Genomic DNA, 18,720 nt, shown 5'->3' with positions numbered 1-18,720 from the left:
AATAACATTAAAAATCATGAATGTCACCATAAAATTGTAACAAAAAACAGGTTTAAACGACTTTAAAAAAAGGAATAGCCTTACTGAAGATTTGTGTAAAACTCCCCTAAGGCAATACTTAAAAAGAATAATAAAAAGAAGGTGCCTTAATGAAGCAAGGATTAATCTCGATTATTATCCCGTCTTACAATGAAGGGTATAATGTCAAACTCATTCATGAATCTTTAAAAAAGGAATTTAAAAACATTCATTATGACTATGAAATATTCTTCATAAACGACGGAAGTGTTGATGACACGCTTCAGCAGATCAAAGACTTGGCAGCGACGTGCAGCCGGGTAAAATATATATCTTTTTCTCGAAACTTTGGAAAAGAAGCCGCAATTTTGGCGGGCTTTGAGCATGTTCAGGGCGAGGCGGTTATTGTCATGGATGCCGATCTGCAGCATCCGACATATTTGCTGAAGGAATTTATCAAAGGCTACGAAGAAGGGTATGACCAAGTCATTGCCCAAAGGAACAGAAAAGGGGACAGCTTTGTCCGCTCACTCTTATCATCTATGTATTACAAGTTCATTAATAAAGCGGTGGAAGTCGATTTGCGTGACGGTGTCGGTGACTTCAGATTGTTAAGCCGCCAAGCTGTGAATGCACTTTTGAAGCTGAGCGAAGGAAACCGCTTCTCAAAAGGCCTTTTTTGCTGGATTGGCTTTGATCAGAAAATTGTATTTTATGAAAATGTCGAACGAAAAAACGGCACCTCCAAATGGTCGTTCAGCAGTCTGTTTAACTACGGAATGGACGGCGTCGTTTCATTTAATCATAAGCCGCTGAGATTATGTTTTTATACAGGCATTTTCATCCTGCTGCTTTCCATCATTTATATCATTGCCACATTCGTTAAAATTCTGACTAACGGTATTTCTGTGCCTGGGTATTTCACCATTATCTCAGCAGTGTTATTTCTCGGCGGAGTACAGCTGTTAAGCCTCGGAATTATAGGCGAATATATCGGCCGAATCTATTATGAAACAAAAAAACGCCCGCATTATTTGATCAAAGAAGCGAATATCCCGAACAAAGACCTGCCTGAAACGAACGAATTAAAAAGCATGCGGCGTCTGACAAAAATGCACTGAAAATACCAAGCGCCATTGGCAGTGCTTTTTTTGCGTGTCTATTATCTTAAAAGCAAGACTGGAGAATTTATATGAAAAGAAAACATATCATGATCTATGCGGCCAGTTTGCTGGTGTCCGTTCTGGCACACGCTTTTTTTGTGAAAGAATGGGCGGAAGGCAGGTATATGACAGGTCCGGGTGACGGGCTTGCGCAAATGATCGTATTTAAAAAATTATTATTTGACCAATATACACACGGGAATTTTTTCTACAATTATTCATTCGGACTTGGCGGCGGCACATTCAGTCAGCTCGGCTATTATTTTTCTGCGTCTTTTCTTTTTCTTGCTGTGTCCGCCGCTGTTTGGCTGCTTCAAGCCGTCCAGCTGATCGGAGAAGCGGATACGCTTTTTTGGGCTGAGTCAGCTGTTTTTATCAGTATTTTCAAATTGAGCTTGATCATCTTTACGTCCGCTTCTGTTTTTCATTATCTTCTTAAGCACAGGGCGGCATCGTTCACGGGAGCCGTGTTATACGGCGTCTCAATTATTTATTTCCGTCACGAAGCGTATTGGGAATTTTTCACCGATACAATGGTTTGGCTTCCGCTGCTTGTTTTCGGCGCAGAAAAAATTATTAGAGAGCGGCGTCCGGCGTGGTTTATCGTTGCGTGTTCGCTGACGTTAATCAATAATTTTTACTTTGCATACATAAACCTTATATTCATCGGAATCTATGTGCTGTTCAGATGGCTGATCCGTTTGGAACCACATGAAGAGAAAAGATGGATTCAAATCAGATTATTTCTGGTTTCAGGCTTCATTTCTTTTGGCATCAGTGCGGCGGCGTTTGTGCCCGTAGTATACGGTTTTTTAAACAACCTGCGCCCTCCATACAGCCAGAAAATAGAGTGGCTCAATTTCGATGATAATATCTTATTTTCGAGCCGGATCATCATTGTGCCGGCCGCTTTTCTGCTGTTTTTGTTTATTATTTCTTTTTACAAAAACCGTGTGTTTCGTCTCTTTGCCGGATTGAGCCTGCTGTTTATCCTTTTTCATTTCAGTCCGTATGCGGCAAGCGTCTTTAACGGTTTTTCCGCCCCGCAAAACCGGTTTGAATATGTTCTGGCCTTTACCATTGCGGGAGCAGCTGCGGCTGGTTTGTCACAGCTGTCTGAATTGAAACGGAAAGAACTGCTCCCGGCCGCAGCTGTCGTCCTGCTTCTTTACTTGTATCATATCCAAAGGTATAAGCTCGATATATGGAAGCCTGCGAATGAAAGTATTCTATTGCTCTTACTCATGACAATCGCAGCCTTGTTTGCTGCAGCTTTTGCGAAAAAACGGGCAAAAATGGCTGTGTACGGTATAATCATTCTTTCTTCGCTGTTTGTCGCCAACTCCTATCAAAAATACGCGCTCTCAGAAGGCGGCGATTTGGACAGTGTGACAAAAGAATATCTTACAAGTGAGGAATACAGAGGGCGGGAATCATCTGAGCTCATCAGACGTTTACAGAAGGAAGACGATGACCCGCTCATGAGAATCGACTGGATGAACGGGGTCCGCAATAATACGCCAATCATTTACGGATTTAATGGCTTCAGCGCGTATTCCAGCATTTTAAACAAAGATCTGCTGGCCTTCTATTGGAATGATTTAAGCATCGATATGGGCAGGGAAAGCGTCAGCCGTTACGCGTCATTGGGAGACAGGGCGAATTTATACAGCCTGCTTTACGGCAAATATTATATGACCGAAAAAACAAACGAAGCCAGCGTCCCGTACGGCTTCAAAAAGCATTTAGAAACAGAGCATTATGCAGTTTATGAGAATCAGTACATGCTTCCATTCGTTAAAACAGCGGATGCCATATACAGCGAAAGTGAGCTGGACCGATTGCCCGCTCTTGCGAAAGAACAGGCGATGCTGAAAGGAATTATATTAAAAGATCCATCAGGAAAAACGGAGCAGACACCAAAACCGTCCAATTTGATCACCAAGTCGGACATCACCGCAAAACAAGCCCAGTATCAAAACGGGCTGCTAACCGTAACTGGAGAAAACGGAGGAGAGCTGATCATCACCCCGAAACAGCCATCATCCGCTCCGGGAGACTACTATGTCAGCTTTTATTTGAAAAGCAAAGCAAAAGACAAAGGATTTGCGTTAAAGGTAAATGATTATGTCACAACAAGGAAATCGAACAAATCGATATATAAAACCGGAGTAAATAATATAACGGTAAGAGTGCCTAAATCAGGCCATATCTCAATCAATCTTCCGAAAGGAACCTATGAGCTGAGAAACATAGCGCTCTATGAAGAAAATTACCAAACGCTGAAAAACGCTGTAATGCAAAATAAAACAGAGAAAGCAGACAAACTGAATTGGAACAAAAATCGACTGACCTTTGCCTATCATCTGTCAAAAGACCAGTACATCATGCTTCCGATCCCATATGAAAAAGGCTGGGAGCTGAAGATCAACGGAAAAACACAGAAGATCGAAAAAGCGGATTATGCTTTTATAGGCTTCAAGGCGCAAAAGGGAGACAATCACATTGAGCTGACTTACTATCCGCCATACTTCAAAATATCGGCGGTCATATCTCTCGTCAGTCTGCTGTTTGCTGTTTTCTATATAAGACGTAAAAAGCCCGGCTCTATATAGAGCCGAGCTTTAATTTTTTCTGAAGTTTTTCTTCGCTGAATATCCATCCCGTATAGGACGAACGAATAGTGAGATCATGGCCGATGTGAACAATTGCGACAAACGGATAATGGCCTTTGCTCCGATAACGCAGGTCGATAAATCTCACCTCATAATGATCTTTAAACGTATCCACTTCCCACCGGTAAACCGGAGAAAAGGACAGAAACGCCGCGATGTTATCATCCTGCTTTGCCGCATGCATTACATCGGTTTCAGGAACAGGCACCCGATTAAATGTATCCAGAATCACGACATGTCCTTCCATGCTTCTTCCTACATAGAAAGCATGTGCTGTCGTCACTGCGATTCGCCATTGCCTGAATTTCATCGTTGGAGAAATAATAATGCTTTCGATCTCATCATGAATCATCTCATGAAGCTTCCGTTTAATTCTCAGCTGCATGATCAGGCGCACCAAGTAGTAGCCTACCAATATGATATATAAGCTGAGAAACGTGATGCCGGGACTCCCGCCTGCATACCAAATCGCGATAGCTGCCAGATGGCTGATAAAAATAAACGGATCAAACGTATTAATCAGCCCGAGCGCAACCCATTTTTTCGAAAACGGACGAATGGCTTGTGTTCCATAGGCGTTGAATATATCAACAAAGACATGCAGAACGACTGCCAGCAGTGTCCACAGCCACAGGTGCAGAAAATCGGCCTGAGGATAAAATAAATACAGAATCGCCGGGATGATGACAGACCAAAACAAAACGGCGGGAATTGAATGGGTAAATCCTCTGTGATTCCTTATATAAACAGCATTGTTTTTAAGCTTTAACACAGTATCAATATCCGGAGCCTGAGAGCCCGCAAGCGTTGCGATCATAACAGCGTGAGCCATTGCCGGATCTGATCCGACAACAGGATCAAGCGTCGCAATACCGCCCAGTGCGATGCCCATAACGACATGTGTGCCCGTATCCATAGGTGACCTCCTTGCAGGGTGATCCTGCACATTCACTTTGTAAGAAATTCCCCATTTTCATATACCCAATTTTTAAACTGATTCAATCGTTCTCATATGTTTCCGCTTTTTCTTTATTACTATTTAATGTAACATATTATCGTACTGTGCCCTTAGTGTACAACAAAAAACAGTCTAAAGAAAAGCGGGGCGCGAAAGACTGGGGAGAAACACATATGAACGTACTTGAAGACAAATTAAAACAAAAAGACATACAGCAATTTCGCGATGATTTAATCTCATGGTTTGAACGAGAGCAGCGCGTTTTGCCGTGGAGAGAGGACCAAGATCCATATAAGGTGTGGGTATCTGAAGTGATGCTGCAGCAAACGAGAGTAGAGACAGTGATTCCTTACTTTCTCCGGTTTGTAGAACAATTCCCGACAGTGGAAGCGCTCGCTGATGCTGATGAAGAAAAGGTGCTGAAAGCATGGGAAGGGCTCGGCTATTATTCGCGAGTCAGAAACCTGCAAAGCGCGGTAAAAGAAGTGAAACAGGAATACGGCGGCATTGTTCCTCCAGACGAGAAAGATTTTGGCGGGTTAAAAGGCGTCGGCCCTTATACAAAGGGAGCGGTGCTCAGCATTGCCTACAATAAACCCATTCCCGCAGTTGACGGAAATGTGATGCGTGTCATGTCCAGAATTCTATCTATTTGGGATGATATTGCCAAACCAAAAACAAGAACGATCTTTGAAGACGCCATACGAGCTTTTATTTCCAAAGAAAAACCATCTGAATTTAATCAGGGCTTGATGGAGCTTGGAGCCTTGATCTGTACGCCAAAATCACCCTCATGCCTGCTTTGCCCGGTTCAGCAGCATTGCTCAGCATTTGAAGAAGGCACTGAACGGGAGCTTCCGGTAAAAAGCAAAAAGAAAAAGCCCGGGATCAAAACCATGGCCGCGATCGTACTGACTGATGAAGACGGACAAGTGTATATCCACAAACGGCCGTCTAAAGGTTTGCTCGCCAACCTGTGGGAATTCCCGAATCTTGAAACACAAAAAGGGATCAAAACTGAGCGTGAACAGCTCATTGCTTTCTTAGAAAACGAATATGGCATACAAGCTGATATCAGTGATCTGCAAGGTGTAGTCGAGCATGTTTTCACCCACCTGGTATGGAATATTTCAGTGTTTTTCGGTAAAGTAAAACAAGTGTCGGATACCAGCGAGCTGAAAAAAGTATCGAAAGAAGAGCTCGAACAATTTGCGTTCCCGGTGTCACATCAAAAAATCTGGAAGATGGCAGTAGAAGCAGCCGCCATCTCGGCTGCTCCGTAAACCATTCTTAATCGTAAGAGACGCGCGTGCCGTGGCTGTAGTCCGCTTCATTGCGCTTCATTCCGCCGCGCGCTTCAATTTCTTGCGTTAATTCCCGGTATTTTGATTGGCCTTCTTCGTTCAAATAAGGCATAATTTGCTGAAAGGCATGATGAAAATAAGCGAGTTCACTGTTCTTCCAATCTTTTTTGGAAACCATGTTCAATTCGCTCATATCACGTCCGACATACATAACAGAAGACCCCCTTTAAAGTTCTTGCCATTATTGTTTGTGGAAATAAAAGAACTATACGCTACAAGGAGATGAGGAAAAATGGAACAAAATAAATGTGCACTCGTAACAGGAAGCAGCCGCGGTGTCGGAAAAGCGGCCGCGATCAGACTTGCTGAGAACGGCTATAACATCGTCATTAACTATGCACGCAGCAAAAAAGCAGCATTAGAAACAGCGGAAGAAATCGAAAAGCTTGGCGTTAAAGTGCTTGTCGTAAAAGCAAACGTAGGACAGCCTGCAAAAATCAAAGAAATGTTTCAGCAAATTGATGAAACGTTCGGCAGACTTGATGTTTTTGTCAATAATGCCGCTTCAGGAGTACTAAGACCTGTCATGGAATTAGAAGAAACACACTGGGACTGGACGATGAACATTAATGCGAAAGCATTGCTTTTCTGCGCTCAGGAAGCTGCCAAGCTAATGGAGAAGAACGGTGGCGGGCATATTGTCAGCATTAGTTCATTAGGCTCTATCCGCTATCTTGAAAACTACACCACGGTCGGTGTATCAAAAGCAGCGTTAGAGGCTTTAACCCGTTATCTTGCCGTTGAGCTTTCACCAAAACAAATTATCGTCAATGCTGTTTCAGGCGGAGCGATCGACACAGATGCGCTGAAGCACTTCCCGAATAGAGAAGATCTGCTTGAGGATGCGCGCCAAAATACGCCGGCGGGACGCATGGTCGAAATTAAAGACATGGTTGATACTGTGGAGTTTCTAGTGTCTTCCAAGGCTGACATGATCCGCGGACAGACAATTATCGTTGACGGCGGACGCTCACTGCTCGTTTAAAAATTTTTAAAAAAGAGGAATAGCTATACGATCACCTGCACATTCTAATGACCGTGGAGGTGATAACAATGGCTAACTCAAATAACTTCAGCAAAACAAACGCTCAACAAGTTAGAAAACAAAACCAACAATCAGCTGCTGGTCAAGGTCAATTTGGCACTGAATTTGCTAGCGAAACAAACGCTCAGCAAGTCAGAAAACAAAACCAGCAATCAGCTGGACAACAAGGTCAATTCGGCACTGAATTCGCTAGTGAAACTGACGCACAGCAGGTAAGACAGCAAAACCAATCTGCTGAACAAAACAAACAACAAAACAGCTAATCACTGAAACAGAAAAAAGCACTTCATCTTCGGGTGGAAGTGCTTTTTTCTGTTTGAAAAACGACAAAACTTGTGGAAGGTCTACAGAATGAGTCAAAGGGTTTGCTTTATGGAGATCGAAATGATTAAAGGAGGAAATGTTTATACTTTCATCAGGCTGAAGGAGGAACCGATGACCGAATTTGAAAAGCTGGTAAGTGAACAGATGAAAACGATGGATAAGCTTCTCGATCTCCAATCAGAGCTCGACCGCTGCAAACAAATTGAGGCGGAACTCCGGCATTTGGAAAGGGATGCAAGGCTGCGTGGGATTCAGGCTGAAATTGCGGTAAAACGGAAACACCTTGCCGATATACAGGAAATGTTTCAAAAGCAGACAGAGCAGGTCATTCGTTCATATCGCAGCTCAGAAAAGCCGTCTTCCTTTGTGTAGTGCAGGAATGTGCCATTCCCCGGCCGGAATGGCTCTTTTATTTTCATTTTTCAATTTGTAACGTTATAATAGGTAAAAGACGTTGTCGGTAAGCAAATTTGGACATACTAACTGTAGGGCTTTATAGAAAGTAGGGGAGAAATATGGGCTATCCCAAGGAAGGAGAAACCATTCAAATTCACAGCTATAAGCACAACGGGCTGATTCATAGAATTTGGAATGAGACAACAATCTTAAAAAGTACAGAAATGTGTGTCATCGGAGCCAATGACCGGACGATGGTAACCGAATCAGACGGCCGGACATGGATAACCAGAGAGCCCGCAATCTGTTATTTTCACGCAAGACAATGGTTTAATGTCATCGGGATGCTGAGGGAAGACGGGGTTCATTATTATTGCAACATCAGTTCTCCGTTTGCCTATGATGGCGAAGCAATTAAATATATTGATTATGACTTAGATGTTAAGGTTTTTCCTGACATGACCTACAATATTCTCGATGAAGACGAATATGATGATCATCGGAAAGCCATGAATTATCCAAAAGAAATCGACAGTATTTTAAGAGACTACTTAAATACGCTGCTCCATTGGATTCACCAGCGTCAGGGACCGTTTGCGCCCGAGTTTGTCGATATGTGGTATGAACGGTATCTGCGCTATACAAAATAATGGTTACGTAAAAACCTGTTGCGGGGTACAACAGGTTTTTCACATGGGCTCACACACATCATGAGAAAGAGAGAGGGGGAATCAACGTGGGGGTTATGAAACGCTACATGCAATTCGTCAAACCTTATAAGAAGCAAATTTTCGTTACAGTGTTAATCGGGATCGTAAAATTCTCCATTCCGCTTGCTCTCCCATTGCTTCTGAAGTACGTAGTTGACGACATTATTCAAGGAGGCGGCACGGCCAGTGACAAAACCACGTCATTGTTCACGATTATGGCGATCATGTTCGCCTTATTTTTAATTTTGCGCCCGCCTGTTGAATATTACCGGCAATATTTTGCCCAGTGGACTGCCAGCAAGGTGCTTTATGATATAAGAGCTAAGCTGTTTGACCATATACAAAAACTGAGCCTTCGTTTTTACGCGAATACAAGAACAGGGGAAGTCATTTCCCGAGTGATTAATGATGTAGAACAAACAAAGGATTTCGTCATCACAGGGCTGATGAATATATGGCTCGATATGCTGACGATTTTGATTGTAATCTCTATCATGCTCACACTGGACGTTAAATTAACGCTGATCTCTATCGTTTTATTCCCATTATACGGAATATCAGTGAAGTATTTTTACGGCCGTTTACGAAAGCTGACAAGGGAGCGCTCACAGGCTCTTGCTCAAGTGCAGGGGCATTTGCACGAACGAATTCAAGGCATGCCTGTCATCAGAAGCTTTGCGATAGAAGATCATGAACAGGCTCAATTTAATGAGAAAAACGGTCATTTCTTAGATAAAGCCATCCGCCACACGAATTGGAACGCCAAAACCTTTGCGGTCGTTAATACCATTACAGATTTGGCGCCGCTCATCGTCATAGCGTGCGCCGGGTATTTTGTCATTAATGGACCGCTGACAGTCGGAACAATGGTCGCGTTTGTCGGATATATTGACAGAATGTACAACCCTGTTAGAAGGCTGATCAATTCCTCTACAACTTTGACACAGTCAATCGCATCAATGGACAGGGTGTTTGAATTTATTGACGAGCCCTATGAACTCACTGACAAACCAAATGCGATAAAGGCCGATCAGATTCGCGGAGGAGTGGAGTTTCAAAACGTTTCGTTTCAATATGAGAAGGATAAAGAAAATATTCTTCATGATGTATCCTTAAAAGTAAATAGAGGAGAAACTGTAGCTCTCGTCGGCATGAGCGGAGGAGGAAAATCAACGCTCGTCAGCCTGATCCCAAGATTTTATGATGTAACAAGCGGCAGACTGCTGATTGATGGGACGGATATTCGCGATTATGAAGCAAGAAGCCTTCGCAACCAGGTTGGTATGGTGCTTCAGGATACCTTTTTATTTAGTGAAACGATTCGGGAAAATATCGCGATCGGCAAGCCTGATGCCACACTTGAAGAGATAATCGAAGCCGCCAAAGCTGCAAATGCCCATGAATTTATCATGAGTTTTCCAGAAGGATATGAGACCCGGGTGGGGGAACGAGGCGTTAAGCTTTCAGGCGGACAAAAGCAGCGGATCTCAATTGCGCGGGTATTCCTGAAAAATCCGCCGCTCCTCATTTTAGATGAAGCTACATCAGCTCTGGATTTGGAAAGTGAGCATTACATTCAAGAAGCGATGGACAAACTGGCGAAGGATAGAACAACTTTTGTTGTCGCCCACCGTTTATCGACAATCACCCATGCGGATAAGATTGTTGTCATGGAAAACGGCACAATCATTGAAATCGGAACCCATGATGAACTCATGGACTATGAGAGCCAGTACAAGCATTTATTTACCATTCAAAATTTGAACTAAAACATCAATCTTATATCCTTTTAACGAAGGATATAAGATTTTTTTGTATATAAAAAAACCCGGCTGTTTAACCGGGTTACTCTTCTGTTTCTATTTCGCAGTCTTTCGGATGATACGTTTGAAAACTTGTGATAAGTGTTTCCAAATGTTCAAGCTGCTCGCGATATTCCACGGCGCTTGCCATAATATTGAGCATGTTGTAATCAATGAGCTCCTCATCCGTATTCTGCTGATTTTTTAAAAATGACTTTGTTAAAAGCTGCTTATACCGGATGCCTTCTTCAACCGCGTCATCATGCGGCTTGATTTTTCCGACAAACCTCATCAAAATCCGTTCGTGCCAGTAAAGCAGGTAATCAAGTTCTTCAGTCAGTGTTTCCTGAAACTCTTCCGGCATATGATAGATCTCGTTTTCCAGACGATGCAGCTTCTTCAATGTATCAAGCGCCCGATTTGCCGTAATAATGGCCTGTCTGAACAGGACAAGCTTTCTTGATTTCACATAAGTCGTTTTCTTAAAGTAACTTCTTTCTTCTTTATATAGAAGATATGTCTGATCAAGCTTGATCATTTTTTCTTTCAGTTTTTCAATATCCTCTTTCAAAATCGAATGCTCTGTCGACTGCCGCATGGACAATCTGATCCACTTCATAATTTCTTCGGTGTTTTCGACGGTATTATGAATCAGCTTTGTTTCGTACTTAGGAGGCAAAAACACAAGGTTGACGATAAAGGAAGAAAGCACCCCTAAGATGACTGTGCTTGTTCTGATCAGCGCGAACATTAAAAAGTCGTCACCGGCAGATTCTAATATCGCAATGACTGTTACAAGAGCAATTGAAATTGTATGTTCAATTTTAAGTTTCAGCATGATTGTAATGACAATAACTGCTGTTAACCCGATCATAATCGGGCTGGGTCCGAAAATAAGGCCGAACACTGTGGCAATCACAGCTCCGATGATATTTGCTTGAACCTGGTCAATAATAATGAGAAAAGAGCGGTAAATCGACGGCTGGATCGCAAATATCGCTGCAATTCCAGCGAAAATCGGCGCGGGAAGCCCGATCCACGAAGCCAAATAAAGGGCAAGTGTAATCGCAATCCCGGTTTTGAAAATGCGGGCACCAAGTTTCATTGGTTTGTGCGTGCATTCCTTTCTATAGTAAATTGTGTGACATAGCAAATGGGCTAATCCTTAAAATTCCCGGTTAGTTTATTTGCTAAACAATTAAGTAATATACAGGGATCGATACAAATATTCAAGCTATTTTTCTAGAAAAAGACCAAAATCTTACACGTTGTTTGATTCCATAAAAAAAACAGGAGCTCAAAGCTCCTGTTCAAGGTATTTGATTCTAGTTTTTTAGATGTTTAAATGCATCCTCGACCGCTGTAAGCGTGTCTTTAATATCCTGCTCTGTATGTGCTGTGGTAATAAACCAAGCTTCATACTTAGAAGGTGCTAAATTAATTCCGCGTTCCAGCATCAGCTTGAAAAACGTAGCGAATGTTTCTCCGTCACTCCGTTCAGCCTGCTCGTAATTTTCCACTTTCTCATCAGAGAAGTATACCGTGAGCGCACCTTTTAACCGGTTGACCGTAATGGTGATGCCGTGTGTTTCTGCGTGCTTCAAAATACCTTCCTCAAGCATAGCGCCAAGATGATCAAGCTTTTCATACACGCCTTTTTCTTTGAGCACTTCCAGACAAGCGATGCCTGATAGGATGGAAGCGGGGTTCCCTGCCATTGTTCCTGCCTGATAAGCAGGCCCTAGCGGAGCTACCTGCTCCATGATTTCTTGTTTGCCGCCATAGGCGCCAATCGGAAGTCCGCCGCCGATAATTTTCCCGAGTGCTGTTAAATCTGGTTTCACCTGTAAGAGATCCTGCGCGCCGCCATACATAAAGCGGAAAGCCGTAATGACTTCATCGTAAATAACGAGAGCGCCTGCATTATGTGTCAATTCATTTACTTTTTCTAAGAAGCCCTCTTTCGGCTCCACGATACCGAAGTTGCCGACAATCGGTTCAACGAGAACCGCCGCGATTTCACTGCCCCATTTATCAAGAGCCGCTTTATAGCTATCGATATCATTAAATGGTACTGTGATCACTTCGTTTGCAATGCTTTTCGGTACACCGGCTGAGTCTGGTGTGCCAAGAGTAGACGGGCCGGAGCCTGCGGCGACAAGCACAAGGTCCGAATGCCCGTGATAACAGCCCGCAAATTTAATGATTTTTGTCCGGCCTGTATATGCGCGAGCCACGCGGATGGTCGTCATAACGGCTTCTGTACCCGAATTGACGAATCTTACTTTGTCCATAGCGGGAATGGCTTCTTTGAGCATCTTTGCAAATGTAACCTCGTGTTTCGTTGGTGTTCCATACAATACACCGTTCTCTGCCGCTTTTTTAATCGCTTCTGTAATATGCGGGTGGGCATGTCCTGTAATAATCGGACCGTACGCCGCTAAATAATCGATGTATTTGTTGCCGTCCACATCCCAAAAATAAGCGCCGCTTGCTTTCTCCATTGCAACAGGAGAACCGCCGCCGACTGCTTTATATGATCTAGACGGGCTGTTTACACCGCCGACAATGTGCTGTAATGCCTCATTGTGAAGTTCAATTGATTTTGTATGCAAGAATAAAAACCTCCTATATCTCCATGCGTCCTTTCTATTGTAGCATGCTTCCGAACAAGAACAATGGCTTCGGGCTTCAGATTCAGCTGAGATGGTTGTAATCTGGACAAGAATTGGATACGCTTAATAAAAAACATCCGGAGGTAACGTAATGACTATAGAAATCGGACATAAAGCGCCTGATCTTGAGTTAAAAGGTGATCATGGGGAAACAGTAAAATTATCGGATTATAAAGGAAAGTACATCGTGCTTTATTTTTATCCAAAGGACATGACACCGGGGTGTACAACTGAAGCATGCGATTTTCGGGACAGTCACGAAAGCTTCGCTGAACTGGATGCCGTCATTATCGGCGTCAGCCCGGACAGCCAGGAAAAACACGGAAAATTTAAAGAGAAGCATAACCTTCCATTTCTGCTTCTTGTTGATGACGAGCATAAGCTGGCGGAAGCATTTGATGTGTGGAAGCTGAAGAAAAATTTCGGAAAAGAGTATATGGGAATCGAGCGTTCCACTTTTTTAATTGATAAAGAAGGCCGGCTCATTAAAGAATGGAGAAAAGTAAAAGTAAAGGACCATGTAGCCGAAGCGCTTCAAACCCTCAAAGATATGTCGGAAAAGTAAATCTCTATGAGCCTATGCTTACTTTTACCCTGATATCAATTGACAAATTATCGTAGAAAGAGTTACACTAATTATAAACATTACAATGTAAGAATTTTTTTTAGAAGAGAGGTGCATGACGGATGGCTGCACATGAACTAAAAGAAGCCTTAGAAACGTTGAAGGAAACCGGAGTTCGCATTACTCCTCAACGTCATGCGATTCTGGAATATCTCGTTAACTCTATGGCTCATCCAACAGCGGACGATATATATAAAGCTCTGGAAGGGAAATTTCCTAACATGAGCGTAGCGACGGTATATAACAATTTGCGTGTGTTCCGGGAATCAGGTTTGGTAAAAGAGCTCACATACGGTGATGCTTCCAGCAGATTCGATTTTGTCACATCCGATCACTATCACGCGATTTGCGAAAACTGCGGTAAAATTGTGGACTTCCACTACCCGGGCCTTGATGAAGTGGAGCAGCTCGCTGCCCACGTCACGGGCTTCAAGGTAAGCCACCACCGTTTAGAAATTTACGGCGTCTGCCAAGAGTGTTCGAAAAAAGAAAATCATTAAAAATAAGCTGACCGCACGAAACGGTCAGCTTATTTTATTTCGACATTTTCTTTTTATTATAAGACTCATCAAATTCTTTTCCTTCTAATCCCTTATCTAAGGTCAGTGGCTCTCGGCAATGCATGCACATATCGACTCTTCCTAAAACCTTTGTCTCTTTATCACAGCCTGGACAAATGACGCGAACCGCTTTAGTCGAAAGCATTCCGATCCAAAAGTAAACTACCGTGCTGAGACCGATGGATAAAAGCCCAAGTATCATAAACAAACTAGAAAGCAAAACTGACTCTTTGAAAAAGATCCCGATGTACATAATGATAAACCCAACGAAAACCAAACTTAACGCAAATGTTCTGATTTTATTAATTTTGCTGGAGTATTTCGCCATGTCCATCCCCCTCTGTTTTAACTATAGCACAAACCCGATGGGATTTTCTTCATGTTTTCGGTTGAACTGGAATTTACATATGGAGAGTTACTGTGAAATTGTTTATAATAGTTCAATGTGTTTAGAAAAAAGGAATTTCGTTTTAACCATAGAATTGAATCAAATAGAGAATAAAAAAATTTGAACAATTGCATTGGAGGAATAGTGATGGAAAATCTTCTCCGTCCAATTTACCAAGAAAGAGCAAGTCACCCCAATACATTGGCTGTCATTATGATTGAGAGAAGAAACAAAACATCTTCCTTAACAGATAACTTTGATGCAGCTTTGCTGGTGATTGTAAAGGATGCTGATGAGCCAGTTTTTATAAAGCATTATGAATTTGATCATCAAACAGCTTCTTTGCATGTGGTAACAGATTCTCAGATTCAAGAATGGATTTTGCTTGGAACAAATAGAAGAATCATAGATTGGATTGTAAATGGCAGAGTCTTATTTGACCGTAATGAATACGTAGTTGAACTGATTGACAGGCTGAATACATTTCCGTTTGCCGAACGTAAACTGAAGATCGGACTCGAATACGGCAAATTAATCAGAAGGTATGTTGAAGGGAAAGCTTTTTTTGAAGCCAATCAATTTTTAGATGCCTACAATGCCGTTGTTCATGCGCTGCATCATTTAGCACGTATTGAAGTAATCGACAGAGGATTCCATCCCGAAACCACGGTGTGGAGCCAAGTGCGCCAGATGGAGCCCCAAGTGTACAAATTATATTCCGAGCTGATTGAAAGTCATGAGAGCCTGGAAAAAAGACTTGAATTATTATTCTTAGCAAATGATTTTCTCATCCATTCCAAAGCCGAGATCGGTTCGGCGCATCTTTTCGAAGTAATGAAAGAAAAAGACATTTGGCAATTCGGTGAGCTTCTTCAACATCATGACCTAAAGCACTTTACCCAAGATCTTGGCGTTATGCTTGATTACTTGACGGAAAAGGGACTTATCAACGTCTGCCAGATAGAAACGAAAGGACAGGCTGTCTATCACCGAGGATATTCTTTTAAAAAAGGTGTTGACTCTGATTCTTGACCGTGTTATATTATTAAACGTCGCTGATGCGCTTCTGAGAAAACAAGCTCACAGCGGCGGGAAAATAAATCAAAAAAACATTTGACAAAAGAAAGTCAAAATGTTATATTGATAAAGTCGCTTCAACAAGAAGTGAAAATGATCTTTGAAAACTAAACAAGACAAAACGTACCTGTTAATTCAGTTTTTAAAAAATCGCACAGCGATGTGCGTAGTCAGTCAAACTAGGGCCTGTATGACGCAGGTCACACAGGTGTCGCCGCAGGATGCGGTGAACTTAACCTGTGATCCATTTATCGGAGAGTTTGATCCTGGCTCAGGACGAACGCTGGCGGCGTGCCTAATACATGCAAGTCGAGCGGACAGATGGGAGCTTGCTCCCTGATGTTAGCGGCGGACGGGTGAGTAACACGTGGGTAACCTGCCTGTAAGACTGGGATAACTCCGGGAAACCGGGGCTAATACCGGATGGTTGTTTGAACCGCATGGTTCAAACATAAAAGGTGGCTTCGACTACCACTTACAGATGGACCCGCGGCGCATTAGCTAGTTGGTGAGGTAATGGCTCACCAAGGCAACGATGCGTAGCCGACCTGAGAGGGTGATCGGCCACACTGGGACTGAGACACGGCCCAGACTCCTACGGGAGGCAGCAGTAGGGAATCTTCCGCAATGGACGAAAGTCTGACGGAGCAACGCCGCGTGAGTGATGAAGGTTTTCGGATCGTAAAGCTCTGTTGTTAGGGAAGAACAAGTACCGTTCGAATAGGGCGGTACCTTGACGGTACCTAACCAGAAAGCCACGGCTAACTACGTGCCAGCAGCCGCGGTAATACGTAGGTGGCAAGCGTTGTCCGGAATTATTGGGCGTAAAGGGCTCGCAGGCGGTTTCTTAAGTCTGATGTGAAAGCCCCCGGCTCAACCGGGGAGGGTCATTGGAAACTGGGGAACTTGAGTGCAGAAGAGGAGAGTGGAATTCCACGTGTAGCGGTGAAATGCGTAGAGATGTGGAGGAACACCAGTGGCGAAGGCGACTCTCTGGTCTGTAACTGACGCTGAGGAGCGAAAGCGTGGGGAGCGAACAGGATTAGATACCCTGGTAGTCCACGCCGTAAACGATGAGTGCTAAGTGTTAGGGGGTTTCCGCCCCTTAGTGCTGCAGCTAACGCATTAAGCACTCCGCCTGGGGAGTACGGTCGCAAGACTGAAACTCAAAGGAATTGACGGGGGCCCGCACAAGCGGTGGAGCATGTGGTTTAATTCGAAGCAACGCGAAGAACCTTACCAGGTCTTGACATCCTCTGACAATCCTAGAGATAGGACGTCCCCTTCGGGGGCAGAGTGACAGGTGGTGCATGGTTGTCGTCAGCTCGTGTCGTGAGATGTTGGGTTAAGTCCCGCAACGAGCGCAACCCTTGATCTTAGTTGCCAGCATTCAGTTGGGCACTCTAAGGTGACTGCCGGTGACAAACCGGAGGAAGGTGGGGATGACGTCAAATCATCATGCCCCTTATGACCTGGGCTACACACGTGCTACAATGGACAGAACAAAGGGCAGCGAAACCGCGAGGTTAAGCCAATCCCACAAATCTGTTCTCAGTTCGGATCGCAGTCTGCAACTCGACTGCGTGAAGCTGGAATCGCTAGTAATCGCGGATCAGCATGCCGCGGTGAATACGTTCCCGGGCCTTGTACACACCGCCCGTCACACCACGAGAGTTTGTAACACCCGAAGTCGGTGAGGTAACCTTTTAGGAGCCAGCCGCCGAAGGTGGGACAGATGATTGGGGTGAAGTCGTAACAAGGTAGCCGTATCGGAAGGTGCGGCTGGATCACCTCCTTTCTAAGGATATTATACGGAATATAAGACCTTGGGTCTTATAAACAGAACGTTCCCTGTCTTGTTTAGTTTTGAAGGATCATTCCTTCGAAACGTGTTCTTTGAAAACTAGATAACAGTAGACATCACATTCAATTAGTAACACAAGATATCACATAGTGATTCTTTTTAACGGTTAAGTTAGAAAGGGCGCACGGTGGATGCCTTGGCACTAGGAGCCGATGAAGGACGGGACGAACACCGATATGCTTCGGGGAGCTGTAAGCAAGCTTTGATCCGGAGATTTCCGAATGGGGAAACCCACCACTCGTAATGGAGCGGTATCCATATCTGAATTCATAGGATATGAGAAGGCAGACCCGGGGAACTGAAACATCTAAGTACCCGGAGGAAGAGAAAGCAAATGCGATTCCCTGAGTAGCGGCGAGCGAAACGGGATTAGCCCAAACCAAGAGGCTTGCCTCTTGGGGTTGTAGGACACTCTATACGGAGTTACAAAAGAACGAGGTAGATGAAGAGGTCTGGAAAGGCCCGCCATAGGAGGTAACAGCCCTGTAGTCAAAACTTCGTTCTCTCCTGAGTGGATCCTGAGTACGGCGGAACACGTGAAATTCCGTCGGAATCCGGGAGGACCATCTCCCAAGGCTAAATACTCCCTAGTGACCGATAGTGAACCAGTACCGTGAGGGAAAGGTGAAAAGCACCCCGGAAGGGGAGTGAAAGAGATCCTGAAACCGTGTGCCTACAAGTAGTCAGAGCCCGTTAACGGGTGATGGCGTGCCTTTTGTAGAATGAACCGGCGAGTTACGATCCCGTGCAAGGTTAAGCAGAAGATGCGGAGCCGCAGCGAAAGCGAGTCTGAATAGGGCGCATGAGTACGTGGTCGTAGACCCGAAACCAGGTGATCTACCCATGTCCAGGGTGAAGTTCAGGTAACACTGAATGGAGGCCCGAACCCACGCACGTTGAAAAGTGCGGGGATGAGGTGTGGGTAGGGGTGAAATGCCAATCGAACCTGGAGATAGCTGGTTCTCTCCGAAATAGCTTTAGGGCTAGCCTCAAGGTAAGAGTCTTGGAGGTAGAGCACTGATTGGACTAGGGGCCCCTACCGGGTTACCGAATTCAGTCAAACTCCGAATGCCAAT

Annotated in this window: 16 protein-coding genes and 2 rRNA genes (1 of these 18 cut by a window edge); 13 read left to right on the top strand and 5 right to left on the bottom strand. The window is 44.0% G+C overall.

The window, feature by feature from the left end; all coding sequences use genetic code 11:
* The first annotated feature begins 149 nt into the window (after positions 1-149).
* A complete protein-coding gene (locus BGM23_RS17455; protein ID WP_003244113.1) occupies positions 150-1,139 on the top strand; it encodes a glycosyltransferase family 2 protein in 990 nt (329 codons plus the stop codon).
* Between the two features lie 71 nt (positions 1,140-1,210).
* Positions 1,211-3,796: a YfhO family protein gene (locus BGM23_RS17450; protein WP_029726838.1), complete on the top strand. Its 2,586-nt coding sequence runs from the start codon at positions 1,211-1,213 to the stop codon at positions 3,794-3,796.
* On the opposite strand, the gene BGM23_RS17445 is transcribed toward BGM23_RS17450, so the two are convergent.
* The gene (locus BGM23_RS17445) at positions 3,789-4,772 is read right to left on the bottom strand and encodes a metal-dependent hydrolase (protein ID WP_003244136.1); all 984 of its coding nucleotides are present in this window, start codon (positions 4,770-4,772) and stop codon (positions 3,789-3,791) included. The two genes, BGM23_RS17450 and BGM23_RS17445, sit on opposite strands and share 8 nt — an antisense overlap.
* Positions 4,773-4,987: 215 nt before the next feature.
* Here BGM23_RS17445 and mutY point away from each other — a divergent pair, with 215 nt between their 5' ends.
* Entirely contained in the window at positions 4,988-6,097 is a 1,110-nt protein-coding gene (mutY, locus tag BGM23_RS17440; RefSeq protein ID WP_029317454.1) for an A/G-specific adenine glycosylase, read from the top strand.
* A gap of 7 nt (positions 6,098-6,104) precedes the next feature.
* On the opposite strand, the gene BGM23_RS17435 is transcribed toward mutY, so the two are convergent.
* Positions 6,105-6,329, bottom strand: a complete 225-nt coding sequence (locus BGM23_RS17435) for a hypothetical protein (RefSeq protein ID WP_003233542.1) — start codon at positions 6,327-6,329, stop codon at positions 6,105-6,107.
* A gap of 81 nt (positions 6,330-6,410) precedes the next feature.
* Between BGM23_RS17435 and fabL the strand changes: the two genes are divergently transcribed.
* The 5 genes from fabL (at position 6,411) to BGM23_RS17410 (ending at position 10,422) form a co-directional block, all read left to right on the top strand.
* Positions 6,411-7,163 carry an enoyl-[acyl-carrier-protein] reductase FabL gene (fabL, locus tag BGM23_RS17430; RefSeq protein ID WP_003223262.1) on the top strand — a complete coding sequence of 251 codons (753 nt, stop codon included), beginning with the start codon at positions 6,411-6,413 and terminating at the stop codon, positions 7,161-7,163.
* Between the two features lie 68 nt (positions 7,164-7,231).
* Complete coding sequence (gene sspE / locus BGM23_RS17425; protein WP_003233541.1) at positions 7,232-7,486, top strand: gamma type acid-soluble spore protein SspE; 255 nt, start codon at positions 7,232-7,234, stop codon at positions 7,484-7,486.
* A 172-nt stretch (positions 7,487-7,658) separates the two neighbouring features.
* Positions 7,659-7,919, top strand: coding sequence for a YgaB family protein (locus BGM23_RS17420; protein ID WP_046664347.1), 261 nt, complete (start codon positions 7,659-7,661; stop codon positions 7,917-7,919).
* 143 nt (positions 7,920-8,062) lie between these two features.
* A complete protein-coding gene (gene ntdP / locus BGM23_RS17415) occupies positions 8,063-8,593 on the top strand; it encodes a nucleoside tri-diphosphate phosphatase (RefSeq protein ID WP_003223272.1) in 531 nt (176 codons plus the stop codon).
* An 86-nt stretch (positions 8,594-8,679) separates the two neighbouring features.
* Positions 8,680-10,422 (top strand): ABC transporter ATP-binding protein, encoded by a 1,743-nt coding sequence (locus BGM23_RS17410; RefSeq protein WP_009966836.1) that lies wholly within the window; start codon positions 8,680-8,682, stop codon positions 10,420-10,422.
* Between the two features lie 76 nt (positions 10,423-10,498).
* On the opposite strand, the gene BGM23_RS17405 is transcribed toward BGM23_RS17410, so the two are convergent.
* Both BGM23_RS17405 and BGM23_RS17400 read right to left on the bottom strand, forming a co-directional pair.
* Positions 10,499-11,560, bottom strand: coding sequence for an aromatic acid exporter family protein (locus tag BGM23_RS17405; protein WP_003233537.1), 1,062 nt, complete (start codon positions 11,558-11,560; stop codon positions 10,499-10,501).
* 220 nt (positions 11,561-11,780) lie between these two features.
* Positions 11,781-13,070 (bottom strand): glutamate-1-semialdehyde 2,1-aminomutase, encoded by a 1,290-nt coding sequence (locus BGM23_RS17400; protein ID WP_029317453.1) that lies wholly within the window; start codon positions 13,068-13,070, stop codon positions 11,781-11,783.
* A 151-nt stretch (positions 13,071-13,221) separates the two neighbouring features.
* Between BGM23_RS17400 and bcp the strand changes: the two genes are divergently transcribed.
* Complete coding sequence (gene bcp / locus BGM23_RS17395; RefSeq protein WP_029726836.1) at positions 13,222-13,695, top strand: thioredoxin-dependent thiol peroxidase; 474 nt, start codon at positions 13,222-13,224, stop codon at positions 13,693-13,695.
* A gap of 122 nt (positions 13,696-13,817) precedes the next feature.
* Positions 13,818-14,255 (top strand): peroxide-responsive transcriptional repressor PerR, encoded by a 438-nt coding sequence (gene perR / locus BGM23_RS17390; RefSeq protein ID WP_003223285.1) that lies wholly within the window; start codon positions 13,818-13,820, stop codon positions 14,253-14,255.
* 34 nt (positions 14,256-14,289) lie between these two features.
* On the opposite strand, the gene BGM23_RS17385 is transcribed toward perR, so the two are convergent.
* The gene (locus BGM23_RS17385) at positions 14,290-14,643 is read right to left on the bottom strand and encodes a YgzB family protein (RefSeq protein ID WP_014479226.1); all 354 of its coding nucleotides are present in this window, start codon (positions 14,641-14,643) and stop codon (positions 14,290-14,292) included.
* Between the two features lie 207 nt (positions 14,644-14,850).
* On the opposite strand from BGM23_RS17385, the gene BGM23_RS17380 reads away from it, so the two are divergent.
* The 3 genes from BGM23_RS17380 to BGM23_RS17365 all read left to right on the top strand — a co-directional run.
* The gene (locus tag BGM23_RS17380) at positions 14,851-15,735 is read left to right on the top strand and encodes a nucleotidyltransferase-like protein (protein ID WP_003243727.1); all 885 of its coding nucleotides are present in this window, start codon (positions 14,851-14,853) and stop codon (positions 15,733-15,735) included.
* A gap of 293 nt (positions 15,736-16,028) precedes the next feature.
* A 16S ribosomal RNA gene (locus tag BGM23_RS17370) occupies positions 16,029-17,578 on the top strand.
* A 170-nt stretch (positions 17,579-17,748) separates the two neighbouring features.
* Positions 17,749-18,720, top strand: a 23S ribosomal RNA gene (locus BGM23_RS17365) (it continues 1,956 nt past the right edge of the window).
* Together the 16S and 23S rRNA genes form the textbook arrangement of a ribosomal RNA operon.

This window comes from Bacillus sp. FJAT-14266 (assembly GCF_001719225.1).
Taxonomy (GTDB): domain Bacteria; phylum Bacillota; class Bacilli; order Bacillales; family Bacillaceae; genus Bacillus; species Bacillus subtilis.
This window is presented reverse-complemented; position numbering and strand designations above follow the sequence as displayed.